We start from the raw sequence: 19329 nt of genomic DNA on the forward strand, positions 1-19329 counted from the left end.
CGCGGCGCAGGCGGTCGGCGCAGTCGGCCGCCTCCCGCTCGCCGATGCCCGCGACGGCCGCGGCGAGCGCCGGGGGGATCGAGGTGCCGATGACGGCGCAGGCCCAGGCGAGACGGACGGTGGAGGTGCCGAGCCGCTCAAGACGGGCGACCAGGCCGTTGCCCTTCACGGCCGCGGCGAGATCGCGCAGCAGATGCGCGCCCGCCTCGTCGGGCGTGAGACCGCGGTCGCGCACCTTCGCGGTCAGCTCCACGGCCTCGAACGGGTTGCCCGCGGTGACCGCCCAGCATTCGCGGCAGAACGCGTCGTCCGCGCGGGCGCCGAGCGTGTCGCGCACGAGGCGGGCGACGGCGGTGGCGCTGAGCGGTTCGAGTCCGATGGGCCGCTGCCCTGCGCGTCCGGGCAGGCCTCTGAACTCGTCGGCGTGGGCGGGCAGTTCCTCGGGGCGGTACGCGACGACGAGCAGCAGCGGCAGGGCTTCCGCGCGGGGCGCGAAGGCGGAGAGCCAGCTCAGCGATTCGGCGTCGGCCCAGTGCGCGTCGTCCACCACGACCACCAACGGGGCGCGCTGCACGGCGAGATGGGTGAGCACCCAGTCGAGTCCGTCCCGCAGCCCCTGCGGGTCGGGCGGTGCGCCGTCCGGCGGGGCGCAGAGCCCGAGGGCGGGTCCGACGATGGCGTACCAACTGCCCAGTACGTCCCGCAGTTCCGCGTCCGGGACGGAGGCGAGCAGCGGCTGCACCAGCTGGCGCGCCACATGGAAGGCGACCCGCTGCTCCTGCTCTCCGCCGCGCGCCGACGCCACGGTGCAGCCCTTGGCTGCGGCGCGGCGGCGCGCCTCGGCGAGCAGGGAGGTCTTGCCGATGCCCGCGCGCCCCGCGAAGGCGATGAGCGCGCCTCGGGACCTGTCCGGGGGCTCGGAGCCGTCCCGCGACAGGCCGCACAGCTCGCTCAACGCCTCGTCGACCGCCGTGAGTTCACTCTCGCGCTCGAAGAGGGTTCGCTTGCCGTGGGGGACGTGATGCACCATGGGACACCCCCCGCCACAGTGGTGCGCCGAGCGCTTCCCGCGGCGCACACCTTGGCCTTCAGGCACCTCAGATTACGCCTGCGGGGCCTGCCGGGAGCCGATTCGGCCGCAGCGGGTGCGGTTGGCCACAGCACCCATCCCGGACGAAGGGACCCGCACGTGACGGTCAGCACCGAGAACGTACTCAACTACTGGCACGGCGGCCTGAGCGAGGTCCCCGACGAGGTGTGGCACCACGCGTCCCTGGAGGTCCTGCTCCTCCCCGACAACGCGCTCACGCGGCTCCCCGGACGGATCGGCACCCTGGCCTCGCTGCACACACTGGACCTGGGGCACAACCAACTGACCGAGCTCCCGCCCGAGCTTGGCGACCTGACGGCCCTGAGCCGCTTCCTCTACGTCCACGACAACCGCCTCACGTCGCTGCCGGACTCACTGGGCGACCTGAAGCGCCTCGCGTACCTCAATGTGGGCGACAACGAGCTGACGGCGCTGCCGGAGACCCTGGGCTCGCTCACGTCCCTGGTGGAACTGCGCGCACAGCACAACCACCTGGCCTCGGTCCCCGCGTCGCTCGGCGACCTCACGGCCCTGCGCGAACTGTGGCTGCGCGGCAACCGCCTCTCCTCGCTCCCCGCCTCGGTCGGCCGTCTCGGTGAGCTGCGCGAACTGGAGCTGCGCGAGAACCGGTTCGCGGCGGTGCCGGAGGCCCTGCGCGGCCTGCCCCTGCTGCGGCGTCTCGACCTGCGGGCGAACCGCCTGCGCGAACTCCCGCCCTGGATCGGCGAGCTGCCCGCCTTGGAGAAGCTGGACCTGCGGTGGAACGAGGTCTCCGTGCCGCGGGAGCTGCTGCGGATGCTGGAGGGGCGGGGGTGCGTGGTGCTGCGGTGAGGCGTGAGGCCCGTGCGCGAGCGGAATGAGACCTGCGCGCGAGATCGGCCCTACCGGGACTCCGGAGGCACCACGGCCACCGCGCCCCTCGCGTGCAGCAGCACCGCGTTGGTCACCGACCCCATCAGCCTCCCCAACGGCATCCGGCTCTGATGCCGCCCCACCACGACGAGCTCCGCGTCCCGTGACGCGTCCACCACAAGACCCGCCGCGTCACCCGGCAGGACCTCCTTCTCGACGTTCACCCCGGGATACCGCTCCTCGAAGGGCGCGAGCTGCTCGCCCGCGCGCTCCGTGTACTGCGCCGCGGTCGCCGTGTCCGCCTCCGCCGAGGTCACGAAGTCGCCGGTGGCCGTGTAGACGAGTACGGGCCCGGGATAGGCGCAGACGACACGGAGCACCGCGCCCCGCAGCGCCGCTTCCGCGAACGCGAAACCGATCGTGTCGTCGTGCGGGGAGAGCGGATCGAGCCCGAGCACCACGCACGGCTCGGCGCCCGCCGTGATCTCCTCGCCCGGCCGCACCACCACCACGGGGCACGCCGCCTCCCGCGCGCACGCAAGCCCGTTCGAGCCGAGCAGCAGACTGGCGAAGCCGCCACGCCCGCGTGACCCGACGACCAGCAGCTGCGCCGCCTCGCCGAGCCGTGGAAGGTCCCGCCCTGGGGTGCCCTCCACGACGTCGAATGCCATGGGGGGCAGCTCCGGGCGCCTCTCCAGGGCCCGGCGCGTACGGTCGATGACCGGGTCCGCGTCGAGCCGGTGGTCGATGGTCGGCATGTGCGGACCGTCGGCCAGCGGCATCGCGTACTGCCGCACATGCACGATCCGCAGCGGCGCGCCTCGCAGCCGCGCGGCGGTCAGCGCCCATTCCAGGGCGTGATCGCTGCCTGCCGACCCGTCGACGGCCACAACAACAGGTTCAACGGGCGCGTCGCCACTCATGGCTTCCTCGTCTCCGGCGCAAGGCCAAGGTCGACCGGATCTGCTTCCGGTCCCGGCCGCGTCCAGGGGACGGGCCGGGGGCAGAGTCCAAAGTCACCAGGTCAGCACGGCGGAAGCCGCGAGCGGTCGCGACAGCCGGAGACGAGGGTCCACAACGCCCCACACGGCCTACGTCAGATCGAATTCCCCCGTACGCGCGCCGTGCACGAAAGCTCCCCACTCCGCGGGAGTGAAGATCAGGGACGGGCTCTCGGGGCGGCCTGCGTTGCGCATCGCGATGAAGCCTTCGACAAAGGCGATCTCCACATCACCCCGCCCCTCGCTGCTTGATTGCCAGTCCGCTGTGCTGAGGTCGAGCTCCGGCTTGTCCCAGCCCGCGAGCGGGCGCTGCTGACCTGCGAGCGGATGCTGCTGAATGGTGCCTTCGGCCACGTCCGTGCTCCTCCCGATGCGTCGTCCGCCCGTCAGCCTAGCTTTCGGTTCCGGTGCCGGACAGGCCGCGGAAGGAGGACGGCCGCCTGTCCGGCACGACGGACCCGTCACGTCGTGGGCGGCTCCGCGCCGACCAGCCACATGGAGAAGAACTGCGAGCCCCCTCCGTAGGCGTGCCCGAGCGCCCTGCGGGCCCCGTCGATCTGGTGCTCGCCGGCCTGGCCGCGCACCTGAAGTGCCGCTTCGGCGAAGCGGATCATGCCCGAGGCGCCGATGGGGTTGGTGGACAGGACACCGCCCGACATGTTGACGGGCAGATCGCCGTCCAGCTCGGTGACGCCAGACTCGGTCAGCTTCCAGCCCTCGCCCTCCTCGGCGAAGCCCAGGTTCTCCAGCCACATCGGCTCGTACCAGGAGAACGGCACGTACATCTCGACGGCGTCGATGTCGCGCCGCGGATCCGTCACCCCCGCCTGCCGGTAGACGTCGGCCGCACAGTCCTTGCCCGCCTGCGGGGACACGAAGTCCTTGCCCGCGAAGAGAGTCGGCTCGCTGCGCATCGCGCCGCCGTGCATCCAGGCGGGCGGCCGGGGCGAACGGGCGGCGCCCGTACGGTCGGTGAGGATCATCGCGCAGGCCCCGTCGGACGACGGGCAGGTCTCGGAGTAGCGGATCGGGTCCCAGAGCATGGGCGATGCCTGGACCTTCTCCAGGGTGATGTCCTGCTCGTGCAGGTGGGCGTAGGGGTTCTTCAGGGCGTTGCGGCGGTCCTTGTACGCGACGAGCGAGCCGACGGTGTCAGGGGCGCCGGTGCGCCGCATGTACGCGCGCACGTGCGGCGCGAAGAAGCCGCCCGCGCCCGCCAGGAGCGGCTGCTGGAAGGGGATGGGGAGGGAGAGCCCCCACATCGCGTTGGATTCGGACTGCTTTTCGAAGGCGAGGGTCAGTACGGTGCCGTGGACGCGGCCCGCGACGAGGTTCGCGGCGACCAGCGCCGTGGAGCCGCCGACGGAGCCCGCCGTGTGGACGCGCAGCATCGGTTTGCCCACCGCGCCGAGCGCGTCGGCGAGGTACAGCTCGGGCATCATGACGCCCTCGAAGAAGTCGGGCGCCTTGCCGATGACCACGGCGTCGATGTCGGCCCAGGTCAACTCGGCGTCCTTCAGCGCCTGTTGGGCGGCCTCTCGGACGAGTCCCGCGATCGAGACATCCCGCCGGGCGGCGACGTGCTTGGTCTGGCCGATCCCGACGACGGCCACGGGCTCCTTGCCCACCCCACTCATGACGCATCTCCTTCAAGGACGGCGACCAGGTTCTGCTGCAGGCAGGGGCCGGACGTGGCGTGTGCGAGGGCCCGGTCCGACTCGCCCCGGTGGATGCGGGCGGCGGCCTCGCCGAGCCGGATCAGACCGGCGGCCATGACGGGGTTCGCGGCGAGGGCGCCCCCGGACGGGTTCACCGAGACGTCGTCGCCCAGCTTCAGGGCCTTGCGCAGGACGACCTCCTGGGAGGTGAACGGCGCGTGCAGCTCGGCGGTGTCCACGGGCCGTTCGAAGGCACCGGCCCGCTCGGCGGCCAGGCGGCTCGACGGCGAGTCGGTGAGGTCACGCACGCCGAGGCTGTGCGCCTCGATGCGGTGGTCGATGCCGCGGATCCACGCGGGCCGCTCGCACAGGTCACGGGCCCGCTCCCCCGCCGCGAGGATCACGGCGGCGGCGCCGTCCCCGATGGGCGGGCAGTCGCCGGTACGGAGCGGGCGTACGACGTAATCCCCTTGCGCCACCGAGCCCCTCAACTGCGCATGGGAGTTGGCGGAGGCATCCTGGCGGCTGCGCGACGCCACCCCGGCGAGGGCGGGCTCGTCGGTGTCACCCGCGTCGATCAGGGCCTGCGCCTGGAGGGCCGCGAGGGCGACCGAGTCCGGCCAGAGGGGCGCCACGTAGTAGGGGTCGAGCTGCCGGGTCAGCACGTCACGCACCGATCCGGGGGACGACTTGCCGTACGCGTACACGAGCGCGGTGTCGGCCTCGCCGGTCAGCAGCTTGGTCCACGCCTCGTACAGCGCCCAGGCACCGTCCATCTCGACGTGCGACTCGGAGATCGGCGGCCAGGCACCGACCCCGTCGAGCGCCATGGTGAAGGAGAAGGCACGCCCGGCCAGATAGTCCGAGGACCCGGAGCAGGTGAAGCCGATGTCGCTGGTCTTCAGGCCGGTGGCGGCGAGGACCCGGTGCAGGACCGGCATGAGCATCTCCACCTCGGAGAGCTCGTCGGTGGAGCGCAGATGGTCGGTCTGCCCGAAGGCCACGATGGCGATGTCCCGGAAGGGCCGCATCACGGACGGCTTCGAAGACGGCTTCGCGGGCGGCATCTACACCAGCTCCTTGTACGTGTCGTAGTCGGCGTCCGGCTCGCCCGTGGGCCGGTAGTGATCGGGGAAGCGGGCACCCTCGCTCCACACCGGCTCGACGCGCAGGCCCATCCGCACCTGGTCGTAGGGGATGCCCGCGATGCGGGCGTGCAGGGCGAGGTCGGCGCCGTCGAGGGCGATGTGCGCGTAGACGTAGGGCACTTCGATGTCGAGGTTCTTCGCCTTGATGTTGACGATGCAGTAAGTGGTGACGGTGCCGCGCGGCCCGACCTCGACGCGCTCGGCCGTGGCGACGCCGCAGGTGGGGCAGGCGCCGCGGGGCGGGACATAGACCTTGCGGCAGGAGGGGCAGCGCTCGCCGACGGTCTTCCGGTCGGACAGCGCCTTGATGTAGGCGGTCTGGGCGCGGCCCGGCGCGTAGGTGTAGTCGAGACGCGCGGCAGCGACGATGCCGGTGACGGGATCGCTGAACTCGCCGTCGTGCGGCCCGACTTCACCGCCCGCCGCTCCTTCGTACGCCTCGAAGCAGGCGATGTCGGTGATGGCGCCGGTGCGTTCGGCGGCCCAGCGGATCCGCACGCGCATGCCGGTCCTGACCGCGTCGGGGCCGGGCGCGTCCAGGGCGTGCAGCAGGGCGGTGTCGGCGCCGTCGAGCTTCACCAGGACCCAGGCGAAGGGCCCGTCCAGGGGCTGTCCCCTGCGGGGTTCGTGGTTCCAGGCCCAGGTGGTGACGGTGCCGGTGCTGCCGACCTCGACCAGGTCGCGTATCTCGTCGGCGGTGACGGGGTCGTACTCGACGGGCGGAACGAGCGTCCGCCCGTCCTTGGTCTTCACACCAAGAACGGTGCGCTCACGAAGCCCGGTGAGAAAGGCACTCTGCACGGGCCCGAGGGAGCGGGTGAACGGAAACTCAACAACGAGAGGGGCACGCAGCACTTCGGGTGAGGGAGCGGACGCCATGAGCAGAACTCCGTTTCTAAGCGATGGGGGATGCCCCGTAAGGGGCGCGGGGAACGGCGCGACCAGCCACAACAAGCCCGCAGCCGAGATGAGACCTAGGCCCGCCGAAACTCAGGGTCACGCTTCTCCGCAAAGGCTCTGGAGCCCTCCTTCGCATCGGCGGTGTCAAAGATGGGCCACCCCCGCTTGAGCTCCGCCGCAAGGCCGTCCGCCTCGGACATCTCCGCGGCCTCGTACACGGATGCCTTCACCGCCTCCACGGCGAGTGGCCCGCACGCATTGATCTGCTCGGCGATGGCGAGGGCCTTCTCCAGGGCGGTGCCGTCCGGCACGACATGGCCGACGAGGCCGATCGAGGCGGCCTCGGCCGCCGAGTAGGGGCGCCCGGTGAGCAGCATCTCCAGCGCGTGCGTACGAGGAATCTGCCGCGGCAGTCGCACGGTCGAGCCGCCGATCGGGAAGAGGCCGCGCTTGACCTCGAAGAGCCCGAACGTCGCGGACTCGCCCGCGACGCGGATGTCCGTGCCCTGGAGGATCTCCGTCCCGCCCGCGACGCAGTACCCCTCAACCGCGGCGATGACGGGTTTGCGCGGGCGGTGGTGGCGCAGCATCGCCTTCCAGTGCAGATCGGGGTCGGCCTTCATCCGGTCCCGGTACTGCTCACCGCCCATCCCCTTGCCCGCGAGGGCCTTGAGGTCCATCCCGGCACAGAAGGCGCCGCCCGCACCGGTGAGCACTATGGAGCGGATCGCGTCGTCCTCGTCGGCGGCCACCCACCCGTCGTAGAGGCCCACCAGCATCGGCAGCGAGAGTGCGTTCTTCGCCTCGGGCCGGTTGAGCGTGAGTATCAGTGTGGCGCCTTCGCGCCGCACAGCGAGATGTTCCGTCCCACCCATAGCCGTGCTCCCTCTCGCTTCGGACCTGCTGTCGGCTTCGGACCTGGAACAGGTTGCAGTAGGCGGGGAGCCAGTTCAATAGTTTTCTGACAGACAGTCAGATTTCTTCGACGAGCACCCTTCCCACTTGTGAGCGCCTCTGCTCTGATGACCGCCAGAAGAGATGACGCCGGGGTCAGGAGGAGCGGTGGAGTACAACCTTGCCGACCTGTTCGAGTCGGTCGTCGACGTGGTCCCCGACCGCGAGGCGCTCGTGTACATCGATCACCCCGGCACCGGGGCGGAAAGCAGGCTGACGTACGCCGAGCTCGACCGGGCCGCCAATCGCCTCGCGCACCACCTGATCGACAGTGGCCTCGAGCCGGGCGAGCATCTGGGTCTCCACCTCTACAACGGCGTCGAGTACCTCCAGACAGTCCTCGCCTGCCTCAAGGCACGCCTGGTCCCGGTCAACGTCAACTACCGCTACGTGGAGGAGGAGTTGGTCTACCTCTACCGCGACGCGGACCTCGCGGCGCTCGTCTTCGACGCGGAGTTCACCGAGCGGGTCGCAGCCGCGCAGCCACGCACGGACAAGCTGCGGCATCTGGTTCGGGTGGGAACCCCGCCTGCCGACGCCCCCGCGCTCGACGTGGTGGCGTTCGCCGATGCGGAGACGGCGGGTTCGACGGAGCGCGGTTTCCCGGCGCGCTCGGCCGACGACCTGTTCATCATCTACACCGGTGGCACCACCGGCATGCCCAAGGGCGTCATGTGGCGCCAGGAGGACCTGTTCTTCGCCGGACTCTTCGGCGGCGAGCCCGCGGGCGAGCCGGTGAAGCGCCCCGAGGAGCTTGCGGAGCGCGTCGCGGCGGGCGGCCCCGGCATCACGTTCTTCCCCGCTCCCCCGCTGATGCACGGCACGTCGACGCTGACGTCGTTCATCGCCTTCAACTACGGCCAGCGGGTGGCCATTCACCGCAAGTACGTCCCCGAAGAGATGCTCCGCACCATCGAGCGGGAGAAGGTCTCCAGTGTGTCGCTGGTGGGCGACGCGATGCTCAGGCCCCTCATCGACGCCCTGCACGGCCCGCTCAAGGGCACCGACCTGTCATCCCTCTTCAGCGTCTCGTCATCCGGGGCGATCATGTCGGAGACGGTGCGCGCCCAGTTCCAGGAACTGGCCCCGAACGTCCTGCTCCTGAACAACTTCGGCTCCTCCGAGTCCGGTTCCAACGGCAAGGCGACGGACGACTCGGGCCCTGAGAAGGGCTTCCGCCTGGAGGTCAACGAACGTACGCAGGTGGTGGATCTGGTCACCCACGAGCCGGTGCCGGTGGGCGTGCCGGGCCGCCTGGCCCAGCGCGGCCATGTGCCGCTCGGCTACTACAACGACCCGGCGAAGACCGCCGAGACCTTCTTCCAGAAGGGCGACGAGCGCTGGGTGCTGCTCGGCGACATGGCGACGGTCGACGAGGACGGCATAGTCACCGTCCTCGGACGTGGCTCGCAGTGCATCAACACCGGCGGCGAGAAGGTGTACCCGGAGGAGGTCGAACAGGCCCTCAAGTCCCATCCGGACGTGTACGACGCCCTGGTGGCCGGAGTCCCCGACGAACGCTGGGGCAACCGCGTCGCCGCGGTCGTCCAACTCCGCGACGGCGCGACCCCGTTGGACCTGGAGGCCATCCAGACCCACTGCCGCACGCGCCTCGCCGGCTACAAGATCCCGCGAGCCGTGGTCTTCACCACCGAGATCCAACGCTCACCGAGCGGCAAGGCGGACTACCGGTGGGCGAAGTCGGTGGCGGCGAAGGGCTGAATACCGCCCCGCCCACCCGAGCCGACTGCACCGCGGGGCAATCGGGTGGGTGGGCGGGAAAAGATCCGCCGCGAAGCGGCGGCCTGGAAGAGAGTCAACCCGCACAGACAGACGGCAACGCCCGCCCCAGGGCCACAGAATGCAGCAGGTCAAGATGCCGCTCATGGCGGGCCCGCACGCCCGCCACCGTCACAAGCCCACGGCAGGACGAGGCCGAGCGCGCAGACCCAGAGTCGGCGATCCCCCGCACCAACTCCCCGTTCACCCGGTTGATCTCCTTACGGACCTCAGCGAGGTCAGGCCGCTCCCCCGGCCCCGGCGCCTGCGAAGGATCCACGTCCCACCGCCGATGCAGCTCCCGCTGCACCACCTTGTTGGCCTCGATCTGGTCCCGGAAGATCCGCACGGTCGCCTCGGGATCGGCGCCCAGATCCCGCGCCTGCCGCGCCACGTCGTCAAGCACCTGCTTCTCGCGGGCTGGGTCGTCGATGGGGCTGCCGGTGCCGTACTTCGCGGCGGCTACGAGATCGGCGGTGGCCAGACGCTGGGCGGCGAGATCGACCAGCGGACGGAGCCGGGCGTACGGCCCCTCAGGGGCGACGGCCGCAGGCCGCTGCGACGGAGCGGCAACGGCAACGCCCCCGCTTCCGGCCAGCAGAGCCACACTCACGGCCCCGGCAGTGAACAGACGCCCTGCGGACGCGGAAAAGCGCACTGTGTTCTCCTCGGTCTTCTCAGTCCTGCGCAAGGAACCCTGCCACGCGCCGCGCGAACCACTCCGGGTCGTCCAGCCAAGGGAAGTGCCCGCCGCCCGGCTGCACTTGACGTACACCTTGCGGGAAGAACCCGGCGAACTCCTCCGCGTGCGCGGGGTTCGGCGCACCGTCGTACTCACCCGCGAGGACGAGCACCGGCGCCGCGAGTGCGGCCAGGGCGTCGCGCGTGGCGGGCGGGTCGAAGGCCCCGTCAGCGTAGAAAGCGGCAGCCGCCTCCGCGTTCTTCTCCCGCGCGCTCGCCGCCTGGTGCGCCCGCGCCGCGTCGTCCCAGCGCCCGTAGGCAAGGGGCACGATCGCGTCCCACACCTCAAGAGGGCTGCGGCCGGCCTCGATCTCCTTCAGCGCGGCCTCGGCGGCCGGATACCAGGGCTCGCCCCGGTGCGCCGCCGCGGCGTCACGGTGATCCCGCGCGCCCAGGGTGAGGCCGAGCGACTGGGTGGCCGGAGTGATCAGGACCAGGCGGCGGATCCGCTTGGGGTGGCGCGCCGCGTACAGCGTGGCGATGTTGCCCGCCGCCGAATGGCCGAGCAGGTCGACCTCGTCGAGCCCCAGATGCTCGCGCAGCGCCTCGACGTCGTCCACGAGCCGGTCGCAGCGGTACGTCGCCGGGTCGGTCGGCACCGCGGAGTCGCCCGTGCCGCGCAGGTCGAGCAGGATCAGGCGGCGGTGCGCCGTCAGGCCGCCGAGATCGCCGAAGTAGGCGGAGGCGCGCATGGGGCCGCCCGGCACGCAGAGCAGCGGCTCGCCGTCCCCCTTCTCGTGGTAGGCGAGCTCGGTCCCGTCGTATGCGGTGAATGTCGGCATGGGGGTGATCATCACATCTCGCGTCGCACCCGGACAATGCCGTTCGGCCGCAGCGCCCCAGCTCAAGGCGCCCCTGCGCGATCTCTTGACGGCCGCTCCCGGGGCTGGATTACTGACCTGGACAGAAGATCGACGACCGAATGATCGGTCGCCCGTTTGGGACGGGAGAACCTCCATATGACGGTCATGCTGGACGCGGCGGAGCGCCTCGGGCGCGAGGAGCTCGAGGCGCTGCAGCTGGAGCGCCTGCAGGACACTTTGCTCCACGCGTACGAGAACGTTCCCTTCTACCGGGCCGCGTTCGACAAGGCGGGCCTGCGCCCCGACGACTGCCGTTCGCTCGCGGATCTGGCCCGCTTCCCGTTCACGGCCAAGACCGATCTGCGGGACAACTACCCCTTCGGGATGTTCGCGGTGGAGCAGTCCGAGGTGCGGCGCCTGCACGCGTCGAGCGGCACCACGGGGCGGCCCACGGTCGTCGGCTACACCGAGCAGGACCTGTCGATGTGGGCGGACGTCGTCGCCCGCTCGATCCGCGCGGCGGGCGGCCGCCCCGGGCACAAGGTCCATGTGGCGTACGGATACGGCCTGTTCACCGGCGGCCTCGGCGCGCACTACGGTGCCGAGCGGCTCGGCTGCACGGTAATTCCAGCGTCCGGCGGCATGACGGCACGCCAGGTCCAGCTGATCCAGGACTTCCGCCCCGAGATCATCATGGTGACCCCGTCGTACATGCTGACGCTCCTGGAGGAGTTCGAGCGCCAGGGCGTCGACCCGCGCACGACGTCCCTGAAGGTCGGCATCTTCGGCGCCGAGCCGTGGACGGAGGAGATGCGCCGCGAGATCGAGGAGCGGTTCGCGATCGACGCGGTCGACATATACGGGCTCTCCGAGGTCATCGGCCCCGGTGTCGCCCAGGAGTGCGTGGAGACCAAGGACGGCCTGCACATCTGGGAGGACCATTTCTATCCGGAGGTGGTGGACCCGATCACCGGCGAGGTGCTCCCGGACGGCGAGCGCGGCGAGCTGGTCTTCACGTCCCTCACCAAGGAGGCCATGCCCGTCGTCCGCTACCGCACCCGCGACCTGACCCGTCTCCTGCCCGGCACCGCACGGACGTTCCGCCGGATGGAGAAGGTCACGGGCCGTTCGGACGACATGGTGATCCTGCGCGGCGTGAACCTCTTCCCCACGCAGATCGAGGAGATCGTCCTGCGGACGCCGGGCGTCGCCCCGCACTTCCAGCTGCGCCTGACCCGCGAGGGCCGCATGGACGCGCTGATGGTCCGGGCGGAGTCCCGCGCGGACACGACTCCCGAGCGGCGCGATGCGGCGGCCCGGGAGATCGCGTCGGCGGTGAAGGACGGCATCGGCGTCTCGGTGGCGGTCGAGATCGTCGACCCCGAGACCATCGAGCGGTCGGTGGGCAAGTTCAAGCGGATCGTGGACCTGCGGGACAAGTAGCCGGGCGCCAAGGAGTGTCTACGACGCGCTGAAGCGGTCCCGCAGCTCCCGCTTGAGGATCTTCCCGCTCGCGTTGCGCGGCAGCTCGTCCACGAAGAGGACCCGTTTGGGTGCCTTGAAGTGGGCGAGCTTCTCGCGTGCGTGGTCGATGAGTTCGGCTTCGGTGACGTCTCCGTTGCGTACGACGACGGCGGTGACCGCCTCGATCCAGCGCTCGTCCGGCAGCCCGATCACGGCCGTCTCCGCGACCCGCTCGTGGGTGTAGAGCGCGTCCTCGACCTGGCGCGAGGCGACGAGGACGCCGCCGGAGTTGATGACGTCCTTCACGCGGTCGACGACCGTGAAGTAGCCCTCCTCGTCCCGCACCGCGAGGTCCCCGGAGTGGAACCACCCGTCGCGGAACGCCTCCTTGGTCTCATCGGGCTTGTCCCAGTAGCCCTCGCACAACTGCGGTGAGCGGTAGACGACTTCCCCCCGGGTGCCGTCGGGCACCTCGAGGCCGCGCTCGTCCACGACCCGCGCCTCGACGAAGAGGACGGGCCGCCCGCAGGAGTCCATCCGCCCCTCGTGCTCGTCGGGCCCGAGGACCGTGGCGAGGGGGCCGATCTCGCTCTGCCCGAAGCAGTTGTAGAAACCGAGCGACGGCAGCCGTTCGCGCAGCCGCTCCAGGACGGGGACGGGCATGATCGACGCCCCGTAGTAGGCCTTGCGCAGCGCTCCGAGGTCGCGGCCGGCGAAGCCGGGGTGGTTCGAGAGGCCGATCCATACGGTGGGCGGCGCGAAGAGGCTGTCGGCGCGGCCCGCCTCGACGAGATCGAAGATCCGCTCGGCGTCGGGCGCGTCGATGATGGTGTTCTCGGCGCCGACCGCGAGGTACGGCAGCAGGAAGACGTGCATCTGCGCCGAGTGGTAGAGCGGCAGCGAGTGGACGGGCTTGTCCGTCTCCTTGAGGTCCAGGGCGGTGATGGCGCTGACGTACTCGTGCACCAGGGCCCGGTGGCTCATCATGGCGCCCTTGGGGAGGGCCGTTGTGCCTGAGGTGTAGAGCAGCTGCGCCAAGTCGTCGGCGCCGGGCTCCTCCCCTTCGTACGCCGGTGCGCCCGCGAGGCGCGCGAGCAGCGAGTCGTCGGCGTCGCGCAGGGCGAGCACGCGGACGTCACCGGGAAGGCGCCCGGCCAGATCCGGGTCGGCGAGGACCAGGGAGCTGCCCGACTGGCCCACGATGTACGCCAGGTCGTCGCCGACGAGGTTCTGGTTGACCGGCACATGGACCAGGCCCGCCCGCGAGCAGGCCAGGAAGCCGATGAGATAGGCGTCCGAGTTGTGGGCGTAGGCACCGACGCGGTCGCCGTGGCCGAGCCCCGCGGCGCGCAGCACCTGGGCCGCGCGCGAGACGGCACCGTCCAACTCCGCGTACGTCCAGACCCGCTCGCCGTAGCGCAGAGCCACTCGCCCCGGCACGCGCCGCGCGCTCCGCCGAAGGACCCCGTCGACCGTGTTGCCGCGTACACCCGTCATGGCGTGATCCTGTGCCGTGCGGGACTCGGCGGTCAAGGCTCCGGGCCGGGCGCGAACTGGCCCGTTTCGGTACTCGATCAACTGACATACCGCTTGGTACGCTCAACCGCCCCTTCCCTCAGCGCAGTTGGGAGGCACCATGCGTACCCGCACGAGACGCCTGACGGCCCTCGGTATCAGCCTGTTGACCGCCGCTGCCCTCCTGCCGTCGTCCGGCGCCATCGCCGGCGCGGCAGAGGCGCGTGACGCCCGCCCGTCGGGCGGCGGTCTGTCCGCGACCGTCCGCTACACCCAGTACGGCATTCCGCACATCCTCGCCAAGGACTACGAGAACCTCGGCTTCGGCACGGGCTGGGCGCAGGCCGCCGACCAGGTGTGCACCCTCGCCGAGGGGTACATGACCCTGCGCGGGGAACGCTCACGCCACTTCGGCCCCGAGGGCAAGCCGGACGGCTCGCTGTCATCGGCGACCACGAACCTCTCCAGCGACCTCTACTTCGGCGGCGTCCGCGACACACGCACGGTGGAGAAGCTGCTGAAGCAGCCCGCCCCGGCAGGGCCGAGCGCCACGACGAAGAAGCTGATGCACGGCTTCGCCGCGGGCTACAACGCCTGGCTGAAGCAGAATCGCGTCACCGACCCGGCCTGCGAGGGTGCCGAGTGGCTGCGCCCGATCACCTCCCTGGACGTGGCGCGGCAGGGCTTCGCCGTCCAGGTCCTCGGCGGTCAGGGGCGCGGCATCGACGGCATCACCGCCGCCAAACCGCCGGGTGCGATGGCGCAGGACCGCGCGCCCGATCCCGATCCCGAGCGCACCGCGAAGGCGGCGCGCAAGCTCTTCTCGGCGGACGACGCCGTCATGGGCTCCAACGCCGTCGCGTTCAGCGGGAAGACCACCGCGAACGGCAAGGGCCTGCTGCTCGGCAATCCGCACTATCCCTGGCAGGGCGGGCGCCGCTTCTGGCAGTCGCAGCAGACCATCCCCGGCGAGCTGAACGTCTCGGGCAGTTCGCTGCTCGGCACGAGCGTGGTCAACATAGGCTTCAACGGCGATGTGGCGTGGAGCCACACGGTGGCGACCGGTGTGACCCTCAATCTGCATCAACTCACGCTGGATCCGGCCGATCCGACCACCTATCTGGTGGACGGCAAGCGGGAGAAGATGACGAAGCGGACGGTCGAGGTGCCGGTGAAGGACGGCGCTCCGGTGACCCGCACGCAGTGGTGGACCCGGTACGGTCCGGTCACCACCGGCCTCGGTGCCCAGCTCCCGCTGCCGTGGTCGGCGAAGACGGCGTACGCCCTGAACGACCCCAACGCCACGAACATGCGCGGCAGCGACACCGACCTCGGGTTCGGCAAGGCCCGCTCCACCGACGGCATTCTGAAGGCGCTGCGCGACACCCAGGGCCTGCCGTGGGTCAACACCGTCGCCGCCGACCGGAAGGGCCACTCACTGCTCAGTCAGTCGCAGGTGCTGCCCCGCATCACCGACGACCTGGCAGGGCGCTGCTCCACGGACCTGGGCAAGGTGACGTATCCGGCGTCGGGTGTCGCGGTGCTCGACGGCTCGCGCGGTGACTGCGCGATCGGCTCGGACAAGGACGCCGTCCAGCCCGGCGTCTTCGGCCCGTCGAAGATGCCCACACTCAAGGACGCCCCGTACGCCGAGAATTCCAACGACAGCGCCTGGCTCACCAACGCCGACCAGCCGATCACGGGCTACGAGCGGATCTTCGGGACGGTCGGCACGCAGCGCTCCATGCGGACGCGCGGCGCGGTCGAGGATGTCGCGGCGATGGCGAAGGAAGGCGGTCTGACGGTCGAGGACCTCCAGAAGCAGCAGTTCGCGAACCGTGCGCCGGCGGGTGATCTGGCCGCCGACGACGCGGCGCGTGCGTGCGCCGCGCTGCCCGGGGGCACGGCAACAGGCAGTGACGGCAAGGCCGTCGACGTACGCAAGGCGTGTGACGCCCTCAAGGCCTGGGACCACGGCATGAACACGGGCAGCAAGGGCGCGCTGCTCTTCGACCGGTTCTGGCGCAAGCTCGTCGCCGCGGTGCCGAGCGCCCAGCTGTGGAAGGTGCCGTTCTCCGCCGCCGATCCCGTGCGCACCCCGAACACCCTCAACACGGACGCGCCGGGCTTCGCGACCGCGCTCGCCGACGCGGTGGCCGAGCTGAGCGGGGCGGGCATCGCGCCCGACGCGCCGCTGGGCGAGAACCAGTTCGTCGTACGCGGCTCGGAGCGGCTGCCGATCCATGGCGGTACGGAGTCGATCGGCGTGTGGAACAAGGTCGAGCCGGTCTGGGACGCGAAGGGCGGCGGCTACACGGAGGTCGCGCACGGTTCGAGTCACATCCAGGCGGTCGGCTGGGACAAGGGCCGCTGCCCGAAGGCGCGCACGCTCCTCACCTACTCGCAGTCGTCCAACCCCAACTCGCCGCACTACAGCGATCAGACGCGGCTGTACGCCGATGAGCGCTGGGTGACGTCGCGATTCTGCGAGAAGGACATCATGAGCGATCCGAAGCTGAAGGTGGTCAAGGTGCGCGAGCACCGCTGAGACCGCGCCGCTGAGGCAGCGCCGCACCAACCGGGGCCGGGTCACGCCGTGTTGAAGCCGACGCGGTGTGGCCCGGCTCCGCGCTGTGCGGAGCGAGTCAGTCGTCGGCGAGTCCGTCCTCGTACGCGGCGAGCGTGACCCTTAGACCGTGCGCTCCCTGCCCTCCCAGTACGGCTCTCGCAGCCGTCGTTTGTAGAGCTTGCCGTTCGGGTCGCGTGGCATGGCCTCTATGAAGTCGACGCTCTTCGGGCGTTTGTAGCCCGCCAGTTGGCGCTCGCAGTGGTCGAGGATTTCGGTGGCCAGCGCGTCTCCCGCCGTGTGGCCATCCGCCACCTCCACGACCGCCTTGACCTGCTCGCCCCACTCGTCGTGCGGAATGCCGAACGCGGCGGCGTCCGCGACGGCGGGGTGGGTGAGCAGCGCCGACTCGATCTCCGCGGGGTAGATGTTGACCCCGCCCGAGATGATCATGTCGATCTTGCGGTCGCGGAGGTAGAGGTAGCCGTCCTCGTCGAGGAGGCCGAGGTCGCCGACCGTGAAGAAGTCGCCGATGCGGTTCTTCTTCGTCTTGGACTCGTCCTTGTGGTACGAGAATCCGCCGGTGCTCATCTTCATGTAGACGGTGCCGAGTTCACCGGGCGGCAGCCGGTTGCCGTCGTCGTCGAAGACGGCCAGTTCGCTGATGGGCCATGCCTTGCCGACGGTGCCGGGTCGCTTGAGCCAGTCCTGCGCCGTGGCGAAGGCGCCGCCGCCCTCGCTGGCCGCGTAGTACTCCTCGACGCACTCGCCCCACCACTCGATCATCGCCCGCTTGACGTGGTCGGGGCAGGGCGCGGCGCCGTGGATGGCGTGCCGCATGGACGACACGTCGTACGCCGCCTTCGTCGCGTCCGGCAGGGCGAGGAGGCGGTGGAACTGGGTCGGCACCATGTGGGTGTGCGTGCACTTGTACGTGTCGATGAGGCGGAGCATCTCCTCGGGCGTCCACTTGTCCATCAGGACCAGCGGGTGGCCGATGTGCAGGGCGGCGCCCGCGAACTGGAGGACCGCGGTGTGGTAGAGCGGCGAGCAGACGAGGTGCACGTTGCCGTCGAAGGGCTTGACCCCGAAGATGCCGAGGAAGCCGCCGAGGTAGGACTCCTCCGGGAGCTTCCCGGACAGCGGGCGCCGGATCCCGCGCGGGCGTCCCGTCGTGCCCGAGGTGTAGTTCATGACCCAGCCGAGGGTGCGCTCGTCCGGCGTGGACTCCGGTTGCCCGGCGAGGAGTTCGGGGTAGGGGCGGAATCCGGGCACGTCGCCCACGGCGTACCGGTGCGTGGCCGGGAGCTTCGCCTCGTCGGCCGCGTGGGTCGCCGCCTGTGCGAACCGCTCGTGCGCGATGAGCACCTTTGCACCGGAGTCGGCGACGATCCAGGCGATCTCGGGCCCGACCAGGTGGTGGTTGACCGGGACGAGGTAGAGACCGGCCTGCGAGGCCGCCAGGTACGCGGTGAGGAACTCGACGCCGTTGGGCAGCACGACGGCGAAGGCGTCGCCGCGCTCCAGGCCCGCGGCGCGCAGCCCGTGGACGAGTTGGTTGGTCGCCGCGTGCAGGCGCCGCGCGGTCCACTCCTCGCCGTCGGGCGCGGTCAGGACCGTGCGGTCCGGGTCGGCCTCGGCCTGCGCCCAGAAGCCGTTGGGGGGCGTGCTGCCCGGCATGCTGCTCATAAAGGCCTCTCCTCCGTCGTCTCGTCTGGTCAGCCGCGTCCGGCGATGCGGTTCACGCGGTCGATGGCGCGCTCGAAACCGCGGGTCAGGTCGTCGAAGACGGCCTGGACGCTGCGTTCGCTGTTCATCCGGCCGACGATCTGCCCGACGGGCGTGCCGAGCAGCGCCTGGACCTCGTGCTTCTGGATCCGCGAGACCGCCTCGGCGACCAGGAGCCCCTGCAGCGGCATGGGCAGCGTGCCGGGTCCGTCCGGGTCGTCCCAGGCTTCGGTCCATTCGGTGCGCAACTGGCGTGCGGGCTTGCCCGTAAGGGCGCGCGAGCGGACCGTGTCGCCCGATCCCGCCGCAAGGAGCTTCGCGGTGAGCGCCTGCGAGTGGAGGTCGGCCTCCGTCGTGGTGAGCCAGAGGGAGCCGAGCCACACGCCCTGCGCGCCGAGCGCGAACGCCGCCGCGATCTGCTCCCCGCTGCCGATGCCGCCCGCCGCGAGCACCGGCAGCGGCGCGACGGCCTCGACGGCTTCGGGTGTCAGGACCATGGAGGCGATCTCACCGGTGTGGCCGCCCGCCTCGTAGCCCTGCGCGACGACGATGTCGATGCCCGCTTCCGCGTGCTTGCGCGCGTGCCGGGCGCTGCCCGCCAGGGCGGCGACGAGTACGTCGTTGTCGTGCGCGCGCTGGATGACGTCGGCGGGCGGTGAGCCCAGCGCGTTGGCGAGCAGCTTGATCGGATAGTCGAAGGCGACGTCGAGCTGATTGCGGGCGACCTGCTCCATCCACCCGGTGATGCGCCAGCCGGAGGCCTCCCCTTCGGCGAGTTCGGGTACGCCGTACTTGCCGAGGGTGTCCTTGACGAACTGCCGGTGTCCCTCGGGGATCATCGCCTCGACCTCGGCCTCGCTGACCCCCTCGACCTTCTTCGCGGGCATCACGACATCGAGTCCGTAGGGCCGGTCGTCGACATGCTCCTGCATCCAGTCGAGATCCCGGGCCAGCTCGTCGGGCGCCGTGTAGCGGACCGCGCCGAGCACACCGAACCCGCCCGCTCTGCTGATGGCGGCCGCCACCGCGGGGAAGGGCGTGAAGCCGAAGATGGCGTGCTCGATCCCCAGTTTCCTGCTCAGATCTGTCTGCATGGGCGCAGGATGCCGCAGCCGCCCGGACGACGGAAG

The 19329-nt window shown here is 70.8% G+C and carries 16 protein-coding genes; 4 read left to right on the forward strand and 12 right to left on the reverse strand.

Annotated features, from left to right (window positions below; genetic code table 11):
• The coding region (locus ABD378_RS15790) for an AAA family ATPase (protein ID WP_344521531.1) at nucleotides 1-1030 on the reverse strand (1030 nt) is incomplete at its 3' end.
• Between the two features lie 159 nt (nucleotides 1031-1189).
• Between ABD378_RS15790 and ABD378_RS15795 the strand changes: the two genes are divergently transcribed.
• Nucleotides 1190-1921 carry a leucine-rich repeat domain-containing protein gene (locus tag ABD378_RS15795; RefSeq protein ID WP_344521532.1) on the forward strand — a complete coding sequence of 244 codons (732 nt, stop codon included), beginning with the start codon at nucleotides 1190-1192 and terminating at the stop codon, nucleotides 1919-1921.
• Nucleotides 1922-1971: 50 nt separating this feature from the next.
• Here ABD378_RS15795 and ABD378_RS15800 read toward each other — a convergent pair whose 3' ends face one another.
• From ABD378_RS15800 to ABD378_RS15825, 6 genes are all read right to left on the reverse strand, one after another.
• Entirely contained in the window at nucleotides 1972-2865 is an 894-nt protein-coding gene (locus ABD378_RS15800) for a universal stress protein (RefSeq protein WP_344521533.1), read from the reverse strand.
• A 168-nt stretch (nucleotides 2866-3033) separates the two neighbouring features.
• A complete protein-coding gene (locus ABD378_RS15805; protein WP_344521534.1) occupies nucleotides 3034-3297 on the reverse strand; it encodes a DUF397 domain-containing protein in 264 nt (87 codons plus the stop codon).
• Nucleotides 3298-3404: 107 nt separating this feature from the next.
• A complete protein-coding gene (locus ABD378_RS15810; protein WP_344521570.1) occupies nucleotides 3405-4571 on the reverse strand; it encodes a thiolase domain-containing protein in 1167 nt (388 codons plus the stop codon).
• 5 nt (nucleotides 4572-4576) lie between these two features.
• The gene (locus ABD378_RS15815) at nucleotides 4577-5668 is read right to left on the reverse strand and encodes a thiolase domain-containing protein (RefSeq protein WP_386546105.1); all 1092 of its coding nucleotides are present in this window, start codon (nucleotides 5666-5668) and stop codon (nucleotides 4577-4579) included.
• The gene (locus ABD378_RS15820; RefSeq protein WP_344521535.1) at nucleotides 5669-6628 is read right to left on the reverse strand and encodes a Zn-ribbon domain-containing OB-fold protein; all 960 of its coding nucleotides are present in this window, start codon (nucleotides 6626-6628) and stop codon (nucleotides 5669-5671) included.
• A 95-nt stretch (nucleotides 6629-6723) separates the two neighbouring features.
• On the reverse strand, nucleotides 6724-7524 hold the full coding sequence (locus tag ABD378_RS15825) for a crotonase/enoyl-CoA hydratase family protein (protein WP_344521536.1): 801 nt from the start codon (nucleotides 7522-7524) through the stop codon (nucleotides 6724-6726).
• Between the two features lie 187 nt (nucleotides 7525-7711).
• Between ABD378_RS15825 and ABD378_RS15830 the strand changes: the two genes are divergently transcribed.
• The gene (locus tag ABD378_RS15830; protein ID WP_344521537.1) at nucleotides 7712-9325 is read left to right on the forward strand and encodes an acyl-CoA synthetase; all 1614 of its coding nucleotides are present in this window, start codon (nucleotides 7712-7714) and stop codon (nucleotides 9323-9325) included.
• A 94-nt stretch (nucleotides 9326-9419) separates the two neighbouring features.
• Here the strand turns inward: ABD378_RS15830 and ABD378_RS15835 are convergent, their stop codons facing one another.
• Both ABD378_RS15835 and ABD378_RS15840 read right to left on the reverse strand, forming a co-directional pair.
• Entirely contained in the window at nucleotides 9420-9995 is a 576-nt protein-coding gene (locus ABD378_RS15835) for a chorismate mutase (RefSeq protein WP_344521538.1), read from the reverse strand.
• A gap of 64 nt (nucleotides 9996-10059) precedes the next feature.
• Entirely contained in the window at nucleotides 10060-10905 is an 846-nt protein-coding gene (locus ABD378_RS15840) for an alpha/beta fold hydrolase (RefSeq protein WP_344521539.1), read from the reverse strand.
• A gap of 177 nt (nucleotides 10906-11082) precedes the next feature.
• On the opposite strand from ABD378_RS15840, the gene paaK reads away from it, so the two are divergent.
• Nucleotides 11083-12369, forward strand: coding sequence for a phenylacetate--CoA ligase PaaK (gene paaK / locus ABD378_RS15845; protein WP_344521540.1), 1287 nt, complete (start codon nucleotides 11083-11085; stop codon nucleotides 12367-12369).
• Between the two features lie 18 nt (nucleotides 12370-12387).
• Here the strand turns inward: paaK and ABD378_RS15850 are convergent, their stop codons facing one another.
• The gene (locus ABD378_RS15850) at nucleotides 12388-13887 is read right to left on the reverse strand and encodes an acyl-CoA synthetase (protein WP_344521541.1); all 1500 of its coding nucleotides are present in this window, start codon (nucleotides 13885-13887) and stop codon (nucleotides 12388-12390) included.
• Nucleotides 13888-14026: 139 nt separating this feature from the next.
• On the opposite strand from ABD378_RS15850, the gene ABD378_RS15855 reads away from it, so the two are divergent.
• The gene (locus tag ABD378_RS15855; RefSeq protein ID WP_344521542.1) at nucleotides 14027-16453 is read left to right on the forward strand and encodes a penicillin acylase family protein; all 2427 of its coding nucleotides are present in this window, start codon (nucleotides 14027-14029) and stop codon (nucleotides 16451-16453) included.
• A 141-nt stretch (nucleotides 16454-16594) separates the two neighbouring features.
• Here ABD378_RS15855 and ABD378_RS15860 read toward each other — a convergent pair whose 3' ends face one another.
• Both ABD378_RS15860 and ABD378_RS15865 read right to left on the reverse strand, forming a co-directional pair.
• Entirely contained in the window at nucleotides 16595-18151 is a 1557-nt protein-coding gene (locus ABD378_RS15860) for an acyl-CoA synthetase (RefSeq protein WP_344521572.1), read from the reverse strand.
• Between the two features lie 38 nt (nucleotides 18152-18189).
• The gene (locus ABD378_RS15865; protein ID WP_344521543.1) at nucleotides 18190-19293 is read right to left on the reverse strand and encodes an NAD(P)H-dependent flavin oxidoreductase; all 1104 of its coding nucleotides are present in this window, start codon (nucleotides 19291-19293) and stop codon (nucleotides 18190-18192) included.
• Between the last annotated feature and the right edge of the window lie 36 nt (nucleotides 19294-19329).

It is taken from the genome of Streptomyces rectiviolaceus (assembly GCF_039533825.1).
GTDB classification, from domain to species: domain Bacteria; phylum Actinomycetota; class Actinomycetes; order Streptomycetales; family Streptomycetaceae; genus Streptomyces; species Streptomyces rectiviolaceus.

What these genes read in the sequence shown, in the direction of transcription:
- ABD378_RS15860 (WP_344521572.1), bottom strand. Translation starts at nt 18,151, where the DNA reads ATGCCGGGCAGCACGCCCCCCAACGGCTTCTGGGCGCAGGCCGAGGCC.
- ABD378_RS15865 (WP_344521543.1), bottom strand. Translation starts at nt 19,293, where the DNA reads ATGCAGACAGATCTGAGCAGGAAACTGGGGATCGAGCACGCCATCTTC.
- paaK (WP_344521540.1), top strand. Translation starts at nt 11,083, where the DNA reads ATGACGGTCATGCTGGACGCGGCGGAGCGCCTCGGGCGCGAGGAGCTC.
- ABD378_RS15840 (WP_344521539.1), bottom strand. Translation starts at nt 10,905, where the DNA reads ATGCCGACATTCACCGCATACGACGGGACCGAGCTCGCCTACCACGAG.
- ABD378_RS15855 (WP_344521542.1), top strand. Translation starts at nt 14,027, where the DNA reads ATGCGTACCCGCACGAGACGCCTGACGGCCCTCGGTATCAGCCTGTTG.
- ABD378_RS15825 (WP_344521536.1), bottom strand. Translation starts at nt 7,524, where the DNA reads ATGGGTGGGACGGAACATCTCGCTGTGCGGCGCGAAGGCGCCACACTG.
- ABD378_RS15850 (WP_344521541.1), bottom strand. Translation starts at nt 13,887, where the DNA reads ATGACGGGTGTACGCGGCAACACGGTCGACGGGGTCCTTCGGCGGAGC.
- ABD378_RS15800 (WP_344521533.1), bottom strand. Translation starts at nt 2,865, where the DNA reads ATGAGTGGCGACGCGCCCGTTGAACCTGTTGTTGTGGCCGTCGACGGG.
- ABD378_RS15815 (WP_386546105.1), bottom strand. Translation starts at nt 5,668, where the DNA reads ATGCCGCCCGCGAAGCCGTCTTCGAAGCCGTCCGTGATGCGGCCCTTC.
- ABD378_RS15820 (WP_344521535.1), bottom strand. Translation starts at nt 6,628, where the DNA reads ATGGCGTCCGCTCCCTCACCCGAAGTGCTGCGTGCCCCTCTCGTTGTT.